This is a genomic window from Falsochrobactrum shanghaiense (assembly GCF_003149535.1).
GTDB lineage: Bacteria > Pseudomonadota > Alphaproteobacteria > Rhizobiales > Rhizobiaceae > Brucella > Brucella shanghaiense.
The window spans coordinates 410,244-430,644 of sequence record NZ_QGDB01000003.1; the positions used below are offsets into that span (position 1 = coordinate 410,244).

Genomic DNA, 20,401 nt, shown 5'->3' on the forward strand with positions numbered 1-20,401 from the left:
TCATGACAGGCCTCCATTGGTGCGCGCGTGCCCGAAACGCTGCTCCATGCGGCGCACAAAAGCAGCGAGAAGCAGAACCAGAATACCCGCCGTCAGGAAAAAGCCCGACGTCCCGATCATGGAACCGACCGTGGCAAATGCCAGATAGAGGACTTCGAAAGAGAAAGCCGCATAAGCAATGGAGCGCAAGCCGCCATTTTCGCGCCCGCATAATGCAAGCGCCCCCACTGAAAATGCGAGAATCAGGATGCCATATAAAACGTCATGGTTGAGCGCGCCCTCAGAGGTGGACGAAAACAGATGATCCATCTGCATGATGCCAAGCGCCAGCAGCGCCAGAATGAGGCCGTAAGAAGCCAGGGGATGAGCAAAACGGGTCCGTTTCTGCAAGTTTTCATGGCTGAAAAAATCGACCATCATGAGTGCGGTTCCCCCCACGACCATCAATATCAGCACAAGAAAGCTTTCATCCTCGCTGTAGATCAGCACGGTCCAGCAGATCATAAACAATGCCCATAAATGAGCAGAAAGCCGGGAGCGGGTAAAAAGTGCAACCGCAACGCCAATCAGCGCCATCAGCGGCCCCGCCCAGCGATAGCTCAGATCACCGTAAGCGGGATTGATGATATAGGTGGACAGATAAAAGCACGCCACGCCCGCGCCGACAGCCGAGAGCACCGGCGCACGCAGCAGAAAGGCGGAGACGAGCACGCCGCCCGCCCAGATAAGGGCGGCAGACTGCATATCGCCCGACATATGATACATCTGCCCCACCAGTGCTATGCCTGCGCCAAACGAGGCTGCACCCAATATATAGAGGGCCGGAGGCAATATCCTGTCGCCGCGCGACTGACGCCATGCACCGCCTATATATCCAACCCAGATCAGCACGAACACGAACGCCAGACGCATGAGCCGCGGCATATCCTGCCAGTTGGCAGCCACAAGCATGATCACCGCAGCACCCAGCAAAAGCCCGCCGAGTGTGGCAAGAACCGAGCCAAGACTGAAATGCGGCGTGCGCTTCTTCAGGTCGGCATGAAGACGCGATGCAGTTTCCTGGTCAACAAGACCATCGCGCTGCCATCGGTCAATGAGACGTTCCACGGAAATTGAAAACGACAAAACCACTCCTGAATGTCGGCCTGATTGTCAGTATCCCAGCGAATTAGGACTCCAGATACAGGAGAACATACAGGAAACCGAATTGCGGGCAAACAGATAGAGCAAATCACTTTGCGGCAATTTTACGCCGCGCCAGTCTAATCGATTTAGCGCGGCTTGCGCGGCCCGCAGGGCAGCTATGCAATACTGGCCCTACAAGCTTTGAAAACAACAGGTTATATAAGCGTCAACACAGAAGATGAATTGAACCAACCACCAGTTACCAACCGAGAAGGAAAAGCATTATGAACCTCTTCCGTTCTTATAACAACTGGCGCCGCTACCGTGAAACGGTCAACGAGCTGAGCCAGCTTTCGACCCGCGAACTCAACGATCTGGGTATCTCGCGCGCCGACATTCCTCATGTTGCACGGCAGTCCCGCCAGCGCTAATCAAATTTCAAATCACCGGACCTGAATCCTCCTCCCATCAGGTCCGGCCATCGCAAGAAACTCCTCCTCCCGGGATCTTGCGATAACAAGGCCGGTCTCACTCCCCTTTTGGATACCGGCCTTACAATAATGGCATCCGTCGCTCTCCTCCCGCGACGGATGCCATTTGTTTTTGCGGGTGCAAATCTCCTGTCTCTCCCATTGAAGGCGACCTTTAAAGGGGATAAGGAAATCGCCATGTCAAAAGATACAGCATCCTCACCCATTCATATTGTCGGCGGCGGTCTTGCCGGTTCCGAAGCGGCATGGCAGATTGCGCAGGCCGGCATTCCAGTCGTTCTGCATGAAATGCGGCCCGTTCGCGGCACCGATGCGCACAAGACCGAACAGCTTGCGGAACTGGTTTGCTCCAATTCGTTTCGCTCGGACGACGCTCAAACCAATGCCGTTGGCGTGCTGCATGCCGAAATGCGGCTGGCAAACTCGCTCATCATGGCCTGTGCGGACGCCCATCAGGTTCCTGCGGGCGGTGCACTGGCGGTCGATCGTGATGGTTTTGCTCAAGCGGTTACGCAAAAGCTGGAAGCCCACCCTCTGATTACCATCGAGCGCGAGGAAATCACCGGCCTGCCGCCGGAGGAATGGGGCGCGACAATCATTGCGACAGGGCCGCTGACCGCGCCGTCGCTGGCCCAGAGCATCAGCGCGCAGACGGATGCCGATGCCCTCGCCTTCTTCGACGCCATCGCGCCGATTATCCATTTCGATTCCATCAATATGGATATTTGCTGGTTTCAGTCGCGCTATGACAAAGTGGGACCGGGCGGTACGGGCAAGGATTATATCAACTGCCCCATGAGCAAAGAGCAATATGAGGCGTTCATCGCGGCACTCATCGAAGGTGACAAAACCGACTTCAAGGAATGGGAAGGTACGCCCTATTTCGATGGCTGCCTGCCGATCGAAGTCATGGCTGAACGCGGGCCTGAAACGCTGCGCCATGGCCCCATGAAGCCAATGGGGTTGACGAATGCGCATAATCCCACCGTCAAGCCCTATGCGGTCGTGCAATTGCGGCAGGATAATGCGCTCGGCACCTTGTACAATATGGTTGGTTTTCAGACGAAACTGAAATATGGCGCGCAGACGAACATATTCCGAATGATTCCCGGTCTGGAAAATGCGGAATTTGCCCGTCTTGGCGGGCTGCATCGCAATACCTATCTCAATTCGCCGGTTCTGCTGGATAAGGTCCTGCGGCTCAAATCCCGCCCCGCCCTGCGCTTTGCAGGCCAGATCACCGGTTGCGAAGGCTATGTCGAATCCTCCGCCATCGGCCTGCTGGCCGGACGTTTCACTGCCGCAGAAAGACTTGGGAGACCGGTCACGCCGCCGCCAGCTACGACCGCTTTCGGTGCCCTGCTCGGTCATATTACCGGCGGTCATATCGTGACGGAAGACGAACCGGGCAAGCGCTCCTTCCAGCCGATGAATGTCAATTTCGGGCTATTTCCGCCCGTCGACGTTCCAAAGCCCGAAGGCAAGCGGCTCCGCGGCAAGGAAAAGACCATTGCCAAGAAGCAGGCGCTTGCCGCCCGCGCGCTTGTCGATTGCCGCGACTGGCTGGAAATGCTCTAATATGAAAAGCTGGCACGCAGCATGAGCCATTGCTTGCGAAGAGGGGAAAGGTCGGCCACCTCTTCAACAGCTTTTGCACCCAGTCGTTCAATTGCCTTTAAATAGGCCGGCACAAGGGCCACGGGCAGAAAAGCGGGAACCAGGCTTTTCGGCAAATCCTTCCTCGCCTTTGAAAAAATGGCGAAATGTTCGCGCGCTAAGGCCAGCATGGCGCTTACCACACGCTCATGCGCAGCCTTGTCGTCGTTGCGCAGAAAAACCTCGCGCGTGACGCCCAGCGCCTGCAACATATCGGCAGGCGCATAAAGCTGGCCGCGCCGGCGATGGATCGGGAAAAGCCGTATCAGCCCGGTCACCGCCTGTGCAACACCCGCATGGCCCGCAATTTCTGCATGCGAGAGCGCCGCATCGCGGTCCAGAACAAGGCTGGCGAGCTGGATCAATATTGATGCGGTTTCCCCGCAATAGCCTTCCAGATCGTTGCGGGCGGGCATCGGGTCGTCATAAAAATCGAAAATGCGCGCTTCGCAATAATTGTCGAATGCCACGCGCGGAAGATCATATTTTTCTATCGCATCGACAAGGGCTGCCGCGACGGGGCTGGCATCTGCACTTCCCCTCGCTTCACCATTGATGAGATCGCGCCACCATTGCAGGCGCACCTCAGCCGGAAGCGGCTCATGAATAAGATCGCGAATGCGGGCAATCTCGGCATTGAAGGCATAAAGGGCGGCAAGCGCTCCCCGCTTGTCTTCAGGCGCATAAAGCACGCCAAGATAACGGTCCCGATCCGCTTCGCGCAGAAGGGCGAGGCAATGTTCTTCGTTCTGGTTCATGAACTCAGTCTACAGCAATCAGTGCCGCCGCGACCGCGCGATCTTCAGCAAGAAGCACATTATAGGTGCGCACGGCAGCGCCCGTGCTCATTGGATCGGATGAAATGTGATGGGCGCGCAAAGCTGCGCGCACATCATCGGGAATGCGCCGCAAATCCACGCCGGTGCCGACCAGCAGAATTTCGATGTCAGCCGCCTGTTCCAGAATCATATCGACGTCGCGTCGCGACAGGATCGGCGGCGTTTGCGGTTCCCAGCCGTGAATGCCGGACGGCAGGCAGAGGATCGACCCGCGATGCGACATATCGGCAAAGCGAAAACCGCCATTGCCATAGGCATCAATGGGAGCGCGTCCCGGAAAATGCGCCTCGCGGATTTTAATGCCATGGGTCATTACATGCTGTCCAGATTGAGCGACTGCGCCAGATCATCCCCCATTCCGTCGTCGTCGGCAGTGCCGCGCGGCTTGAGCCCGAACTGCACCAGCAGAGGAGCCGCGATGAAAATGGAGGAATAGCTCGCCACGATAATGCCAACACTGAGCGCCAGCGCAAAATTGCGAACGTCGGCACCCCCAAATACATAGAGCGGAATATGCGCAATGAAAGTGACGAATGATGTCAGCAGGGTGCGTGATAATGTCTGATTGATCGACGCATCGATGATTGCAGGCAGCGGCGCGCTTTTATAACGGCGAAGATTTTCACGCACACGGTCGTAGATCACGATCGTATCATTGAGAGAATAACCGATGATCGTCAGGATCGCGGCCACGCTCCACAGATTGAATTCCATGCGGAAGACAATGAACATTCCCGCCAGAATAATGACGTCATGGAGTGTCGAAAGCACCGCGCCCAATGCAAGCTGCCAGCGAAAGCGAATCCAGACATAGGCAAAAATGCCGATAAGCGACAGGATGACCGCCAATATGCCCGCCTGCGTCAATTGTTCCGAAACCGTCGGGCCGACGACTTCGACGCGCTGGAACGAATAATCCTGCTCGAATTCACCCCGCAGCTTGACGGCCACGGTCTGCTCTGCTTCGTCACCCACTTCCTGACTGCCGATTATCAGCAAGGCTGCGCGCGCAGAACTCGCGGGCAGCGCATGGGCATTATCGATATTGAGTTCGGCGAGGCGTTCATCGATGTCCGCAAGATCGGCTTCGCCATTGCGGGCCTGAAGCTCGACCATGGCGCCGCCGCGAAAGTCGATGCCATAATTAAAGCCGATATTGACGAACAGCGCGATAACGATGGCGCAAGCCAGAACCGAAACGCTGAGCGTAGCGAATTGAAGCCGCATGAAGGGAATATGCGTAACTGTCGGCACCAGCTTGAGGCGGCGCTTTGGCACTTCCTTGGGCTTTGCCGTTCGCACCCATTGCGCAATGAGAAGACGCGTGAAAGTGAGCGTGGTGAACAACGTCGTTCCGATGCCGATAGCAACCGTGAGCGCAAAGCCATGCACCGCACCCGATCCCAGCAAGAACAGCACCAATGCTGCAATCAGCGTCGTCAAATTCGCATCGACAATCGTCGAAAGCGCACGATAGAAACCGGATTCCATCGCCTGCACGACCGAATATCCCTTGCGCCGGTCTTCGCGCACGCGCTCATAAATGAGGACGTGGGCATCCACCGCCATGCCAATCGTCAGAATAAGCCCGGCTATGCTCGCAAAGCTGATCGACGCCCCGATCAGCGACAAGATCGCAGTGAGGATGATGATATTGGCAAGCAAGGCCACCATGGCCAGAACGCCGAGAATCCCGTAGGACAGCACCATGAAAAGGCCGACCAGCACCGCGGCGAGAACAGCTGCCAGCACGGCTTCGCTCGCATAGTTTGTGCCAAGCGCAGATGCGATCGTGCGCTCCTCAAGAACCGAGACGGTCTGTGGCAATGCGCCCGAGCGCAGGACAACCGCCATATTATTGGCGGATTGCAAATCGAATGCACCCGAAATCTGTAATTCGCTGGTGTCGAGCGGTTCATCCACGAGCGGAGCAGAGACAACCTGATTATCCATCACGATTGCAAAGCTCTTGCCAGTTGCTTGCGCGGTTGCCCGCGCGAGATTGCTGCGCGCAGTCTCATCCAGCGTCAGCGTTATGACGGGCTCATTATCATCTTCCGATATTGTCGCCCTGGCGTCGGTAATATCTGCGCCGGTGAAGACCGGTTCTTTCTTAACGAGGTAGCCGATCGGCGGGTCGTCATAAGAATAGACGATTTCGCTATCGGCAGGCGGCGTGCCGCGAATAGCGTCATCCGGCGACATGGAATCATCGACAGCGCGGAATGCCAGCCTGCCGCGCAGGCTAAGAAGATCCTTGAGAAGCTGCGCATCATAAACGCCCGGCACTTCAGCACGAATCCGGTTGCGGCCCTCGACCTCGACAACGGGACTGCCATAGCCGAGTTCTTCCAGACGCTGACGCATGATCGCAGCCGCGCGGGCCACATCGCCCTCACCTGCATTCTGAACCTGAAAAACCAGACGGGAGCCGCCGGAAAGGTCCAAGCCGAGGGAAACCTGCTGTTTGGGCAGAAAGCCGGGCAGATTCGCTAGTTTTTCACGCGAGAAAAAGTTTGGCGATGCGATAATGAAACTGACAATGACCGCTAGCCAGATCAGCGCCGATTTCCAACGTGAAAAATAAAGCATAGAGCAGAAATTCCGTTTCGGCTTAAATCAAACGGGCCGGAGCGCAGGTTTCAATCATTCTCCAGCCAGGATGCATGGCTGTTGCGCCATGCATTTGCACTTGAGTGAATTCCGGCCATCGACGGCTTCTGGAAGCAGAGCCGATGACGATCAGAGCCGGAGGCTCCGGAAAGCGCTTATTTATTCTTATTATCGGCGACCGGTTCGCCCTTCACGCGCACTTCCATCAATGTGCTGCGCAGAACACGAATACGGACACCTTCGGCGATTTCGACTTCGATTTCGCCGTCATCATTGACTTTCTGAACCTTGCCGACAATGCCGCCGCCAGTCACGACCGTATCGCCGCGACGAACAGCAGCGAGCATTTCCTGCCGCTTCTTCATCTGCGTACGCTGCGGACGGATGATAAGAAAATACATGATTACGAAAATAAGGACGAAGGGCAGAATGCTCATGAGCATATCCGGTCCGACAGCACTGCCGGACGCCTGAGCAAAAGCCGGGGTTACAAACATCGCAAACTCCTCTGGGGTCTCAAATAGAATTGTCTACGGCATTACAATGCTTGGCATGCCAATTGCAACCGGCGAAACCATGACTGCGCCAAGGTCGCACACTTTTCCCGCATGCTGTGACATGTTAAGCCCTTTCCAACATTTGAGGGCTTTAAATGACAACTGAAAACCTGCTTACCCAGAAACTCGACCGCCTGATCGCTGCATTGGAACGCATCGCACCGCCGCAACCTTCCAGACCCAATCTCGAAGCCGCCGATTGCTTCGTCTGGGCACCCGAACGACTGACACTGGATCCCGTCGAAAAGGTCAACCGTGTCGACATATCGCTTATCCGCGGGGTCGATCTGGTGCGTGATCAGCTTGTGGATAATACGCGTCGCTTCGCAAAAGGTTATCCAGCTAATAATGTCCTGCTCTGGGGCGCGCGCGGCATGGGCAAGTCGTCACTGGTCAAGGCCGCACAGGCCAGCGTCAATGCAGAACTATCCGACCAGCCAGCACTCAAACTGATCGAAATTCACCGCGAGGACATAGACAGTCTGCCCGCCTTGATGAATCTCATCAAGGAAACACCCTGGCGTTTTGTCCTTTTTTGCGATGATCTTTCCTTCGATCATGACGACACCTCCTACAAGTCACTGAAAGCAGCGCTTGAAGGCGGCGTTGAAGGTCGGCCAGAAAATGTAATTTTCTATGCTACGTCGAACCGCCGCCATCTGATGCCGCGCGACATGATCGACAATGAACGCTCGACGGCGATCAACCCGTCGGAAGCCATCGAGGAAAAAGTATCGTTGTCCGACCGCTTCGGCCTGTGGCTCGGTTTTCACAAATGCAGCCAGGACGATTACCTTGCCATGGTGGATGGTTATGCGGCTCATTACAATCTGGATTATGACCGGCAGAAGCTGCATGCGGAAGCGCTCGAATGGGCAACCACGCGTGGAAATCGCTCGGGCCGTGTGGCGTGGCAATATATTCAGGACCTTGCTGGCCGTCTCGGCCAAACAATGTAAAGCAATGTAAAAAAGGCGGGTCAATGGCCCGCCTTTTTACATTATCCAGACTAAAGAATCAGGTTTCCAGATATTTGGCCGGGTTGACCGGGGCCGAATCCTTGCGAACCTCGAAATGGAGCTTCGGCGATTTCGCGTTGCCGCTCATGCCCGATTTGGCAATATCCTCGCCACGGCGCACCTTCTGGCCGCGCTGCACCAATATCTGGCTGTTATGGCCATATACGGTGACCAGTCCATTGTCGTGGCGGACCAGAACCGTCTGACCGAACTCTTTCAGGCCATCGCCAGCATAGATGACGACGCCATTTTCCGCTGCCTTGACTGTCGTTCCTTCCGGCACCATGATATCGATGCCGTCATTGATGGTCGTGCCATCACGCTGCCCGAAGCTCGTCAATATGCGTCCGCGCACCGGCCAGCGCATCTGTGAAATACCTGTCGAAGACGGCGCTGCCGCCTGATCTTTCTCGGCTTCCTCAATAACCTTGTTACTTGCCTGTGGCGGCGTATAGGGCTTCACATCCGCTGCGTTGGGCGGCGTGGACACCGGCTTTACATTATCGGCGGCCTTTGGCTGCTGCGGCGTAACCACTGCAACCTGCGTAGGTGCAGCGGCGGCAGCGGGAATGACCAATGACTGCCCGACGCGAATGGCTCCATTGCTAAGCCCATTGGCCTTTTTCAACTGCTCGACCGGAACATTGTGCTTCTGCGCGATGGAAAAAAGCGAATCTCCGCTTTGAACTGTATAGGCCCCGCCAGCAGAAGCGGTCTGTGCTGCATTATTCGTGGCGGGCGCAGGCGCTGGAACGGCCGCCGTATTGGGTGCCGGAAGCGGAACCCCATCTGCCGTTGCGGGCAATTGGCCCAGGACTTTTTCCTTTGCGCCAATCGCTGCATTATTGGCCGCACCCGCTGCGCTCGCGACCTGGGTCTGCGTGCTGCTTGCGGCATCATTGACGCGGTTTGTCACTGCGCCCTGCGCTTGGTAGACCTGATTTTGCGCCTGTGTCGCTGCCGCTGCAACGGGAGCCGAAGATACGGGCGGAAGGCTGTTACGCTGAACGGTTCCACTCGCTACAGGCGGCGCAGCCGAAACCGGCGCGGACGCATAGACATTATTGGAAGATTGCTGCACGACGCGCTGGCTGGATGTCGAGCCTGTGTAAAGCCCATCGGTAAAGCGCATCGTATCGGCGCTGCAACCCGCACCCAAACCGGCGATCAGAACGATCGCTGCATTCCGCAAAAGGCGCTCGGACGTATGCTGCAATATTGGAAAACGCATGTTCAACTCGCCCACACTCTGAATACTCACTGGGACCAATTAAAACGCGTTAATGTTACTCGCTGGTTAAGAATCGAAATTCGGGCAAAAAAAATTCACCAATTAGACACCATAAGTATAAGACAGCCCGTCACGGACGTTTTAAAGAACCGACGAAACCCCTTCGATAAAGGGCTGATAGCGCACAGCCATAATATTTTCCTGCTCGAAGCGGCTGCCCACCTTTGCTATGCGCGTCACCAGTTGCTGGCCTTCGCCGGGGCCGACCGGCGCGATCAACACGCCATGGGTCGCCAGCAACTCCACAAAATGGCGGGGAACATCTTCGCAAGAAAGCCAGATAATGATGCGGTCGAACGGCCCGCCCGCGACGCCATGTCGACCGTCGGCGTGTTTTACCACGATATTATCGCGCTTAAGGGTCACAAACTGCTGCAGGGCGCGGTCGCATAATTTGCGATAGCGTTCAATGGTGGTGACGCGTCCCGATAATGTCGACATGACAGCCGCGGTAAAACCGGACCCCGTGCCGATTTCAAGCACACGATGCCCCGGCTCAAGCTGAAGCGCCGAAATAATACGCGCCTGATCGTCGATACCTTCGATATATGCGCCGCAATCAAGCGGCGCCGTGCGCGGACTATAGGCAAGTTGCGCCCATGAAGCGCCGAGAAAACTTTGACGCGGTGTTGATTCGATTGCCGCAAACAGGCGGGGATCATCGATGCCCCGCGCCCGCATGCGTAATACGAAGGACGCAAATCCTTCCTTGTCCGAAAGCTTCTGGCGTTCAGACACGGTCTGGTTCATGCGTCTACCTCAAGCGCAGCACTCAATTGCGCGCGCACTGCCTGCGCAGTCAGATCGAGTTGCAACGGCGTCACCGAAATGCAATCCGCCCGGATTGCCGCAATATCGCTGTCCTGTGCAACATCCGCCTTGGAACGGCCAAACTGCAACCAGAAATAAGGAAATCCGCGACCGTCGCGCCGCTCGTCGAGCCGTGCATCATGGCTGAGCTTGCCCTGTGCGGTAACGCGTGTGCCCTGCACTTCTTCCGGTGCGCAATTGGGGAAGTTCAGATTGAGCAAGACCCCTTCCGGCCAACCGGCTTCAACGAGTTTCCTGATCAGAGCGGGCGCATGCGTTTCCGCCGTTTCCCACGGTACGATGCGGCGGTCACCTTCGTAGTCATATTCCTGCGAGAGTGCGATAGAGCGAATCCCGAGCAGGGTACCTTCCATTGCGCCCGCGACGGTGCCCGAATAGGTCACATCGTCAGCCATATTGGCGCCTGAGTTTACGCCGGACAAAATCAAATCCGGCGCGACGGGCAGGACATGGCGCACGCCCATGATGACGCAATCGGTAGGCGTGCCGCGCAATGCAAAATGGCGATCATCGATCTGGCGCAGGCGCAGCGGCTCGGAAAGCGTCAGCGAATGGGCAAGGCCGCTCTGATCCGTTTCCGGCGCTACGACCCAGACATCATCGGAGAGCTGGCGCGCAATGCGCTCCAGAACCGCAAGGCCCTCGGCGTGGATACCATCATCATTGGTCAAGAGAATACGCACGTTTTCATTCCTTCCTATATGGAAAACTGGTCAGGCGGCTTTCTCAATCCGCGTGATTGCGCCCATATAAGGCTGGAGTGCTTCAGGAATACGAATGCTTCCGCCTTCTTCCTGATAATTTTCCATGACCGCGATCAGAGCGCGCCCGACCGCGACGCCCGATCCATTGAGCGTATGCACGAAACGCGTGGCCTTTTCGCCTTCCGGGCGATAGCGCGCATTCATGCGGCGGCCCTGAAAATCGCCGCAGACCGAGCAGCTTGAAATTTCGCGATAGGCCTTCTGCCCCGGCAGCCACACCTCTATATCGTAGGTTTTCTGCGCGCCAAAGCCCATATCGCCCGTGCAGAGCACAACAGTGCGGAATGGCAGGCCCAATCGCTTCAACACTTCTTCCGCACAGGCTGTCATGCGCTCATGTTCGGCAATCGCACTTTCTGCGTCGGTAATTGAAACCATTTCGACCTTGAGAAACTGATGCTGCCGCAACATCCCGCGCGTATCGCGACCAGCAGACCCCGCTTCCGAACGAAAACAGGGCGTCAAGGCGGTATAGCGCTGCGGAAGTGTTTTCACATCGACGATCTCGTCCGCCACCAGATTGGTGAGCGGAACCTCGGCAGTCGGGATCAGCCAGCGGCCATCCGTGGTGCGAAACAGGTCTTCGGAGAATTTCGGCAATTGGCCCGTGCCATAAACCGCCTCATCGCGCACCATTAACGGAGGCATGGTTTCCGTATAGCCATGCTGCGTCGTATGCAGATCGAGCATGAACTGTCCAAGGGCGCGTTCAAGGCGGGCAAGCGCCCCCTTGAGAATGGTGAAGCGCGCGCCTGCAAGTTTCGCGGCACGCTCGAAATCCATCAGCCCCAGCGCTTCCCCCAGTTCAAAATGCTCTTTTGGCTCGAACGCGAAATCGGTCTGTTCGCCGACGCGGCGAATTTCGACATTGTCCGTTTCGTCCTGGCCAAGCGGCACATCATCGAGCGGAATGTTGGGGATGCTCGAAAGCGCGTCGTTCAGCTCCCTGTCCAGACGGCGTTCTTCTTCCTCGGCTCCGGAAAGAAACGTCTTGAGTTCGCCTACTTCCGCCTTGAGCCTGTCGGCGGTGGCTGCATCCTTTTGCGCCATCGCCTTGCCGATTTCCCTGGATGCTGCATTGCGGCGTTCCTGTGCAGCCTGCACCTTGCCGACATGCTCGCGGCGGTTTTCATCGAGGGCAATGAGCTCGGCTGAGAGCGGCCCTGCCCCGCGCCTGGCAAGCGCCTTGTCGAGAGCATCGGGGTTATCGCGAATCCATTTTATGTCGAGCATGGAAAAACCGTTTCGTCACATCAAGAGAGGTAGGGCCGCAGAGGATGCAGCCCTTGATTTCACAGAGCCGGATCAGGAAGGGGAAGCGCTGTCTTCGGCTTCCGCCGCAGTCTTGGCTTCATCGCGCTGCTTCTCGATCATCCGGGCCAATATAATGGAAATCTCGTAGAGAAGGATGGTCGGCAAGGCAAGCCCGATCTGGCTCGCGGGGTCGGGCGGCGTAAGCACCGCTGCAACCACGAATGCGATCACAATTGCATATTTGCGTTTATCCTTGAGGCCTGCCGAGGTTACCAATCCGGCACGCGCCATCAGGCTCGTTACCACGGGCAACTGAAAGACCAGACCAAACGCAAAAATGAGCGTCATGATCAGGCTGAGATATTCGGAGACCTTTGGCAGAAGCGAAATCTGAACTTCCCCGCCGCCGCCGCTTTGCTGCATGGTGAGGAAGAACCACATCACCATCGGCGTGAAGAAGAAATAAACAAGCGCGCCACCAACAAGGAACAAGATCGGCGAAGCAATCAAAAATGGCAGAAAGGCCATGCGCTCATGCTTGTAAAGGCCGGGCGCCACGAATTTGTAGATCTGTGCCGCAATGATCGGAAAAGCCAGAACAACGCCGCCAAACATGGCGACCTTGACCTGGGTGAAAAAGAACTCCTGCGGGGCAGTATAGATCAGTTCAGCCTTGGAACGATCCATACCCGCCCAGTCTATCGCCCACTGATAAGGCACGACGAGCAGATTGAAGAGCTGTTTTGCAAAGGCAAAACAGAAAACAAAAGCGACGAAGAACGCCAGAATCGCCCATATCAGGCGGCGGCGCAATTCAATCAGGTGTTCGAGCAGAGGAGCTGAGCTCTGTTCAATTTCGTCCTCGTCCCGGTTCACTCTGTGGTTCCTGTCTTTTCAGTCGTCTTTTTAGTGGCTTTTTTGGCGGGCGCGGCAGGCTTGACGGCAGTCGGCTTAGCCGCTGGTGCCTTCTTCGCCGCGACAGGCTTTGCAATGGCCTCCGCCCTGGCAGTCGCCCTTGATGCGCGTGGCTTCGATGCCGTCGGTTTTTCGCCAGCAGGCTTAGGCGCTGCCTTTTTGCGTGGCGCCTTCGCGGTTGTGTCCGGCTTTTGTGCCGGAGCGTCGACCGCAACCGCGTCAACCGGAACCGGTGCGCCGTCTGTGTCAACCGGTGTCGTGACTTCAGCCACCTTCTCGGGTTCTGCGGGCGACATCGAGGTTGTCGATTTCAGGCTTGAGCGCAAATCCTCGCCAGCGCTGCGAATCGGATCGAACACCTGCGTGAGCTTGGAGCGGGGATCGAGCTTGCGCGCCTCATCGACAATGTTCTTCACATCTTCGAGTTCGGCTTCCTTCAGGGCTTCATTGAACTGATGGCGGAATTCATTCGCCGTGGAGCGCATGCGCGCGGTCGCCTTGCCAAATGCCTTGAGCATCTTCGGCAAATCCTTGGGGCCAACCACCACAATCATGACGATTGCGATTACCAGCAGTTCAGACCAACCGATGTCGAGCATGTTTTGACACTCCGCGCTTCAGGCGCGCTCATCCCATTTTAGCAGAAAGCCGCCCGTTGAACGGCAAAGACCTGCTGCGCGCCGCTTAGCAGGCACCAGGTCTTCATGACGTATCAGGACTTCGTCGTCTTCTTGACGTCGTTGACGGTTTCGTCAGGCTTGGCATCGATCGTGTGCGCGGCTTCCTTGTCTTCTTCAGACATGCCCTGCTTGAAGTTCTTGATACCCTTGGCAACATCACCCATCAGTTCGGGAATCTTGCCACGGCCAAACAGAAGCAGCACGACCGCCAGAACAATCAGCCAATGCCAAATAGAAAAGCTACCCATGTCATTCCTCTCATCGCCGCCAAAGCACGGCTCATTCCTGTATTGTTGAATACGATTTAAGCGCTTTCAACATATCTTTCAAACGGAAGTATGACTGTGAACCAAATTGCAACAAACTTATTTGTCGCAACTCAACAATCTCATCATTCCCCGCGCGGCGCCAACAGCCCCAAGTCCTCCAGATCGATGTCTTCCAGCGGCTCCTCCTCATCGGTCAGTTCCTCGGGGTCTACACTGGGAACCGGCACCGCGAAGCCCGACGGTATGCGCGCGGATAAAAGTCCCGCACCGCGCAATTCTTCCAGTCCCGGCAGGTCTCGTATCTCCGGCAAGCCGAAATGGTCGAGAAATGCCTCGGTCGTCCCATAAGTAACCGGGCGTCCCGGTGTACGGCGGCGACCGCGCAATTTGACCCAACCCGTCTCCATCAGGACATCAAGAGTGCCTTTGGATGTTTCCACACCGCGAATATCTTCAAGCTCGGCGCGGGTAACGGGCTGATGATACGCAATAATTGCAAGCACTTCCAGCGCGGCGCGTGAAAGCTTGCGTTGCTGTACCGTTTCCCTGTTGAGCAGAAAAGCCAGATCGGGCGCGGTGCGAAAGGCCCAGGCAGTCCCGACCTGCATCAGATGGACGCCGCGCCCTTCATAAAGCTTCTGCAAATGTCGCAGCGCCGCGCCAAGATCAACATCCGCCGGCAAGCGGTCGATCAATGCGCGCTCCGGAACGGGTTCGGACGAAGCAAAAATAATCGCTTCCACCATTCGCGCGGCTTCGGCCAGCGGCATCATCGGCGCTGCAGCTTGCATGTCGTCGTCATATTCATCCATTGCAAGTTCCGCTTCAGGCATCGCCGTCCTCGTCCAGTTCACTAAATCCGTCGGCCACCCGCATGTGAATTGGCTCGAAAGGTGCGTTCTGCCGCATTTCAAGTTTGCCTTCACGTACCAGTTCGAGGCTTGCTGCAAAAGAACTGGCCAGTGCGGAAGCTCTTTCCTGAGGGGAAAGCGCATATCCAATCAGAAAACCATCGAGCGCGACCCAGTCTCCATTCCCCGCCCCCATCAGGCGGACCAGCGCGGCGCGCGCTTCCTTTAACGACCAGACAGTGCGTTTTTCGATCTGCACATGAGAAACCGCGTGGCGCTGCCGCTGTGAAGTATAGGCGGTCAAAAGCTCGTAAAGCGAGGCGGAGAACCGGCTTGAGCGATCGACCACAACCATTTCCGGCATGCCGCGCGCAAAGACATCGCGGCCCAGCCGGTTGCGATTGACCAGTTTCGCCGCCGCATCGCGCATGGCTTCGAGACGTTTGAGGCGAAATTGCAGCGATGCCACCAGTTCCTCGCCGGATACGCCATCGTCGTTTTGCTGTCGGGGAATGAGCAGCCGCGATTTAAGATAGGCAAGCCATGCCGCCATGACCAGATAATCAGCGGCAAGTTCGAGGCGAAGCGCCCGCGCCTGCTCCACGAATTCCAGATATTGCTCGGTAAGAGCGAGAACAGAGATGCGCGACAGATCGACCCGCTGGCTTCGCGCAAGATGCAGCAGGAGATCCAGCGGACCTTCAAAACCCTGCACATCGATCAGAAGCGACGGTTCGCTTTCCGAAGGCCCGGCATCGCCATCCCACATGGAATCCATCGGCACAATGGTGCCGACCTTGTTTCCTTCTTCTGGTACCGATCCTGCCAAGCCGTTTCCTATAAACCTCAAAAGCAGTTCCTGTTTTCTACGGAAATGCTCAAGTTTCAGTCAGTCCTGTCCGGCTCTGTATCGTGAGCAGCCGAGCCATGCGCCATTAGAGTGCCAGTTTATCAAGTTTTGGCATCTATGCCATCAATTCAAACATTCGGGCAAATTCTTCCCGCAACTCCGTTTCATCCGACAAATCGGGTTCGCCCACATAGACCTCCGCAAGCTCCGCACGCTTCCTTGCCTTGCCTTCAAGAAGCGGCACATTCGCTGCGACTCTGACCAGTTCCTCCATGACGCCCGCGCAATAAAGAACCATATCGCAGCCTGCCCCGATAATGGCTTGCGCCAGAATATCCAGATCGCCCTGCAGTGCTTTCATGGAAATATCGTCGCTGATGATCAGGCCATCAAAGCCTATCACATCGCGAATAATCGTATCGATCACCGTTGGCGACAATGTCGCCGGGTGATCGGGGTCGATGCTGTCGAAGATGACATGGGCCGTCATCGCCATGGGCAGATCGTTCAACGCCTTGAACGGAACGAAATCATGGGCGACGAGTTCATCGAGCGGCACTCCGACACGCGCAAGCTCTTTATGCGTGTCGCTGAAAGCGCGGCCATGGCCCGGCATATGTTTCATGACCGGCAAGACGCCGCCCGCAAGAAGCCCTTCTGTCGCGGCTCTTCCCATTTCAGCGACGCTATGCGGATTTCTGGAGTAAGCGCGCGAGCCGATTACATCATGCGCCCCTTCGACCGGCACATCCAGAACCGGAAGGCAATCGACGTTGATGCCGACTTTCAGAAGGTCAAAGGCATGCAAACGCGCATGCAGCCATGCGGCCCGCAAACCAGCCTCCCGGTCACGATCATAGATCGCGCCGATTTGAGCAGCGGATGGATAATTGGGCGCCAAGGGCGGGCGCAGACGCTGCACCCTGCCCCCTTCCTGATCGATGAAGACCGGCGTCTGGGAGCGGCCGGTCAAATCGCGCATATGCTTGGTTAAATCGGCGAGTTGTTCGAGACTTTCCACATTGCGCGCAAAAAGAATGAAGCCCCATGGCTTCTCATCCCGGAAGAAGGCGATCTCGTCCGCGGTCAGCCTCGTCCCGGATATGCCCGCAATCCATGCTTTACATTCTTTCATGCAAGTCTCCGTCGATTTTCAGCATTGCCCGCATTCCGCCTACAGCATTTCCTGCGAGACCGTGTCACACTTTTGCCGGAAATGCTGTAGCTGAAAAATTATCAACAAAAGAGTCAAGCAAAAGGGCGGCAAAAGCCGCCCTTTCATCATCAATTTATATGAAGCAGCTTATTGCGTCACAAAGCAGCTTCCACCCGCTGTCTTGAGACGATTGCAAAGCGCGTTCGCATCATCCCTCGACCCGGCCTGAACACGAACGCGATAATAGGTTCCCTTATTGGGAATATCGGCGCGTTTGATGTCCACGCTGCGCCCGCCAATCACGCTTCCGTAGCGTTGCGCCATATTCGCATAGGATTTTTGCGCAAGTTCAGCAGTGGGCTGGGACGCGATCTGGATGAAGTAGCCGCCAGCACCGGCTGCGGAAGCGACCTGCGAAGCAGCAGGTGCCGGAGTCTGGGCCGGAGCTTCAGCTTGGGTGCGCTGCGGAACGTTACCAACAATATTGACCGGCTGTTCGGCAGGACGCGAGGGCACGATTGGCGCGCGTATCGGCAATTGGGGCGCGGCCTGCGGCTCGGCTGCGGCAGGTGCGGGCGTGGCGACTTCCGATGCCGGGGCAGCAGCCATGTCATTGCCTGCTGCGGCGAGAGCGCCGATTTCATCAGTGTCCGCTGGCGGAGCAATCGGCTCCGAATCAGCGGCTGCTGTTTGTGCCGGTGCGGGCGCAGGTGCAGATGCAGATGCAGATGCGGGCGCAGGCTGCTGCGGCATGATCGAGCCATCGGGGCGAACGATCATCGTTTCAACTTCGCGCGGCTGGATCAATGGCGCATCCTGTTCGGAACCAGCCCATGGCCCGGCATCGGGCGATTCGTCCATTGGCGCGTCATCATTGGGTGGAGCAGAAAGATCGACCGGTTCCTCACCAGAGGAGATCAGCGATTTCTGTTCAGGACTGCCCGGCAGCGTCCCTGCGACGCGATCATAAACAGCCTTATCCTGATTAGGGACAGTGACCCCGCCCGGATTTTCCGGCTGGACCTTCACCGGGCTGTTATCCGCCCGAATTACAACCGGTTCCGTCGATGAACCGCCATTGAGGAAATGATAGCCGACGCCGCCAATCAGCACCACAAGGCCAATGGCGCTCGCTGCTATCAGACCGCGGCGTCCACGAACCGGACGGTTGCGGTAGGCTTCGGCAGCGCTGCCCAGATCGTCTTCAGGCTGTGCGGCGAGCGGACCGTCAAAATCGCTGTTCTCAATGCTTTGCGCGCCTTGCGCAGCCCAATGATTATAAAAATCATCGCTGGAACCGCTTGAATCGACGCCCTTGGCCGAGGCAGCAGGCTGGTTATAACCCGAGGCGCGTCCGTAAGAAGCAGCCGCCGCGCCCGCCATTCCGAGTGCTGCGCCTGCCGCGATTGCTCCATCGGGAAGATAGGTCGTGGCACTTTCGCGGAAAATATCTTCAAATGCCTTGTCCGCCTCGCTCTGCGCGTCGGTCTTCGCGGCATTTTCGTCTATCGTAATCGTGCTGAAAACCTCCGCAAATTCGGTTTCCAAATCAGAAAGAGAACTATTTGCGCCCTCTTCCTCATAATCGATTTCAGGTAAATCGAGGGAATGGGTCTGCTCAACCTTGCTTTCGGCGACGCTGATGGTTTCCACGTCCGGCGCATGCGTGTCCAGCGCGGACGGCTGCTGCGCATAGCTCGCAAAAGCTTCTTCGGCACGGTACTGGTCGTCATCCCCGGCAATGGCATGCGCGTAAGCCGGCGAGGAAGCCGGATCGTCGCCAGCGTCTTCGGTCAGGTCGAGATCACCGATGCCGAAAAAGTCCTCTTCATTCAGAAGGCCGGCTGCTTCATTGCCTGATTCAGAGGCAAGATCACCGGACGCCTCGAAGCCGAAATCATCATCGCCAAATGCGATCTCATCGAAAGTCGGCAGATCATCTTCGGTGGACTCGCCAGCAAGCGCAGCGGAGAGTGATGTCTCATCTTCGAAAGTGAAATCGTCTTCAAAGGAGAAATCGTCCAGCGCATTTTCATCCGCTTCATGAGGCGAAACATCAGCAGGACGCGGCTCGGTTGAAAGCACCCCGGCTGCGGCAGCACCAGCGGTAAAATTGCTGCGCGGGTAATGCGGATAGGCCTGCGTTTGCGAATGCGAAACGTGATCTTCGCTATATGCAGCCTCGACAGGTTGCAGCGCTTCAACCGGTTGCTGCACAGCATTGTGTTCAAAGGTTTGTTCGAACTGGAAATCATCCTCTGGAGCACCATGAAGCACCGGCGCTTCCGGCTGCTCAGGCAATGGATCATAAGCAGTTTGCAGCGGCGCTGCATTCAGCTCATCACCAAACAGAAGCCCTTCCAGTTCGTCTTCAAGAGAAAGCGCAGATTGCGTTGCAGCGGGCTGATAAGGCGCCGCATCCGCCTCGACCTCCAGCGCGCCCCAATCAGCTTCAGGCCTCCAGTCAGAATCAGGCCCCCAGTCAGAATCAGGCAAGGCCTCATTGCGATCATCTTCAGTCTGCGAGGCAGGCGAAGCACCGTAGAAGGCGGGCTCCTGTTCAACAGGAGCTCGTTCACCCAGATAGCCCGAATCGTCCGGAGCGGGTGCCGCGGCCAGATTCTCGCCATAGGTGTCACGGGCCTGCGAATAATCACTGTAATCAAATTGCGGCACCGGCTCGGAGTCATCTGCCGCGATAAATTCGAACGATTGTTCTTGCTGTCCGAGCTCGCGCTCTTCCAGATGCAGGTCCAGCTCTTCTTCAAGAGCCTGCGCCAGATCATTTTCCTGAAGCCGTTCATCGATATAGCCGCTCTGCGCGGCCTGAGGATATTCGTCGGCGGCAACGGGTTGATTTTGCAGCGGCTGTTCGAAATCGGAAAAATCACCAAGAAGCTCGCGCTCAAGCTCAAGGCTGGAGTCAAAAGCAAGATCATCCTGCGTCAATCCAAAATCCGATTCCGGGCCAAAATCCTGTTCCGGGCCGAAGTCCTGTTCCGGGCGGTATTCGCTTCGTCCAGCATCCTTGTCAGCAGACACTCCGAAATCCATAATCCGCGAAAGCTCCATCAGCGGATCGTCTTCGTGCAGCGGACGTTCGCCGTAGTTACGGGGGGTAGCACTGCTATCCGTCATGGCGTATTCCTAACTCAACCCTGGACGCCGCAAGACGTCTCGATACATTGTGTTGTAGCGAGGCAATGTGGGCAAAAGTTGACGGCAGTTTCCTGCGCCAGA

At 56.7% G+C, this 20,401-nt stretch carries 19 protein-coding genes; 3 read left to right on the forward strand and 16 right to left on the reverse strand.

The window, feature by feature from the left end; all coding sequences use genetic code 11:
* Positions 1-1,125 (reverse strand): DUF2157 domain-containing protein, encoded by a 1,125-nt coding sequence (locus DKP76_RS09685; protein WP_109706232.1) that lies wholly within the window; start codon positions 1,123-1,125, stop codon positions 1-3.
* 284 nt (positions 1,126-1,409) lie between these two features.
* Between DKP76_RS09685 and DKP76_RS09690 the strand changes: the two genes are divergently transcribed.
* Entirely contained in the window at positions 1,410-1,556 is a 147-nt protein-coding gene (locus tag DKP76_RS09690) for a DUF1127 domain-containing protein (RefSeq protein WP_109706233.1), read from the forward strand.
* Positions 1,557-1,793: 237 nt separating this feature from the next.
* Entirely contained in the window at positions 1,794-3,194 is a 1,401-nt protein-coding gene (trmFO, locus tag DKP76_RS09695) for a methylenetetrahydrofolate--tRNA-(uracil(54)-C(5))-methyltransferase (FADH(2)-oxidizing) TrmFO (protein ID WP_109706234.1), read from the forward strand.
* On the opposite strand, the gene DKP76_RS09700 is transcribed toward trmFO, so the two are convergent.
* The 4 genes from DKP76_RS09700 to yajC all read right to left on the reverse strand — a co-directional run bounded on the left by DKP76_RS09700 (position 3,191) and on the right by yajC (position 7,221).
* Positions 3,191-4,030, reverse strand: a complete 840-nt coding sequence (locus DKP76_RS09700; RefSeq protein WP_109706235.1) for a phytoene/squalene synthase family protein — start codon at positions 4,028-4,030, stop codon at positions 3,191-3,193. The genes trmFO and DKP76_RS09700 overlap by 4 nt on opposite strands.
* Positions 4,031-4,034: 4 nt before the next feature.
* Complete coding sequence (locus DKP76_RS09705) at positions 4,035-4,424, reverse strand: Mth938-like domain-containing protein (protein WP_109706236.1); 390 nt, start codon at positions 4,422-4,424, stop codon at positions 4,035-4,037.
* Positions 4,424-6,703 (reverse strand): protein translocase subunit SecDF, encoded by a 2,280-nt coding sequence (secDF, locus tag DKP76_RS09710; protein ID WP_109706237.1) that lies wholly within the window; start codon positions 6,701-6,703, stop codon positions 4,424-4,426. The genes DKP76_RS09705 and secDF overlap by 1 nt, the downstream gene beginning before the upstream one ends.
* 176 nt (positions 6,704-6,879) lie before the next feature.
* On the reverse strand, positions 6,880-7,221 hold the full coding sequence (gene yajC, locus DKP76_RS09715) for a preprotein translocase subunit YajC (protein ID WP_109706238.1): 342 nt from the start codon (positions 7,219-7,221) through the stop codon (positions 6,880-6,882).
* Positions 7,222-7,376: 155 nt separating this feature from the next.
* Between yajC and DKP76_RS09720 the strand changes: the two genes are divergently transcribed.
* Positions 7,377-8,240: an ATP-binding protein gene (locus tag DKP76_RS09720; RefSeq protein WP_109706239.1), complete on the forward strand. Its 864-nt coding sequence runs from the start codon at positions 7,377-7,379 to the stop codon at positions 8,238-8,240.
* Between the two features lie 58 nt (positions 8,241-8,298).
* On the opposite strand, the gene dipM is transcribed toward DKP76_RS09720, so the two are convergent.
* The 11 genes from dipM to DKP76_RS09775 all read right to left on the reverse strand — a co-directional run bounded on the left by dipM (position 8,299) and on the right by DKP76_RS09775 (position 20,299).
* Positions 8,299-9,546, reverse strand: coding sequence for a cell division endopeptidase DipM (dipM, locus tag DKP76_RS09725; RefSeq protein WP_109706240.1), 1,248 nt, complete (start codon positions 9,544-9,546; stop codon positions 8,299-8,301).
* A 126-nt stretch (positions 9,547-9,672) separates the two neighbouring features.
* Positions 9,673-10,341, reverse strand: coding sequence for a protein-L-isoaspartate(D-aspartate) O-methyltransferase (locus DKP76_RS09730; RefSeq protein WP_109706241.1), 669 nt, complete (start codon positions 10,339-10,341; stop codon positions 9,673-9,675).
* The gene (surE, locus tag DKP76_RS09735) at positions 10,338-11,105 is read right to left on the reverse strand and encodes a 5'/3'-nucleotidase SurE (RefSeq protein ID WP_109706242.1); all 768 of its coding nucleotides are present in this window, start codon (positions 11,103-11,105) and stop codon (positions 10,338-10,340) included. Before surE ends, DKP76_RS09730 begins: the two co-directional genes overlap by 4 nt.
* Before the next feature lie 30 nt (positions 11,106-11,135).
* Positions 11,136-12,419 carry a serine--tRNA ligase gene (gene serS / locus DKP76_RS09740; RefSeq protein WP_109706243.1) on the reverse strand — a complete coding sequence of 428 codons (1,284 nt, stop codon included), beginning with the start codon at positions 12,417-12,419 and terminating at the stop codon, positions 11,136-11,138.
* Positions 12,420-12,491: 72 nt separating this feature from the next.
* Positions 12,492-13,316 carry a twin-arginine translocase subunit TatC gene (gene tatC, locus DKP76_RS09745; protein WP_109706244.1) on the reverse strand — a complete coding sequence of 275 codons (825 nt, stop codon included), beginning with the start codon at positions 13,314-13,316 and terminating at the stop codon, positions 12,492-12,494.
* Complete coding sequence (tatB, locus tag DKP76_RS09750) at positions 13,313-13,954, reverse strand: Sec-independent protein translocase protein TatB (protein WP_109706245.1); 642 nt, start codon at positions 13,952-13,954, stop codon at positions 13,313-13,315. Before tatB ends, tatC begins: the two co-directional genes overlap by 4 nt.
* A 113-nt stretch (positions 13,955-14,067) precedes the next feature.
* Complete coding sequence (locus DKP76_RS09755) at positions 14,068-14,283, reverse strand: twin-arginine translocase TatA/TatE family subunit (protein WP_109706246.1); 216 nt, start codon at positions 14,281-14,283, stop codon at positions 14,068-14,070.
* A 143-nt stretch (positions 14,284-14,426) separates the two neighbouring features.
* On the reverse strand, positions 14,427-15,137 hold the full coding sequence (gene scpB / locus DKP76_RS09760; protein ID WP_109706247.1) for an SMC-Scp complex subunit ScpB: 711 nt from the start codon (positions 15,135-15,137) through the stop codon (positions 14,427-14,429).
* Positions 15,130-15,924, reverse strand: a complete 795-nt coding sequence (locus DKP76_RS09765) for a segregation and condensation protein A (RefSeq protein WP_425349391.1) — start codon at positions 15,922-15,924, stop codon at positions 15,130-15,132. Before DKP76_RS09765 ends, scpB begins: the two co-directional genes overlap by 8 nt.
* A 196-nt stretch (positions 15,925-16,120) precedes the next feature.
* Positions 16,121-17,140 (reverse strand): beta-N-acetylhexosaminidase, encoded by a 1,020-nt coding sequence (gene nagZ / locus DKP76_RS09770; RefSeq protein WP_109706248.1) that lies wholly within the window; start codon positions 17,138-17,140, stop codon positions 16,121-16,123.
* A gap of 168 nt (positions 17,141-17,308) precedes the next feature.
* Entirely contained in the window at positions 17,309-20,299 is a 2,991-nt protein-coding gene (locus DKP76_RS09775) for an SPOR domain-containing protein (protein WP_109706249.1), read from the reverse strand.
* Between the last annotated feature and the right edge of the window lie 102 nt (positions 20,300-20,401).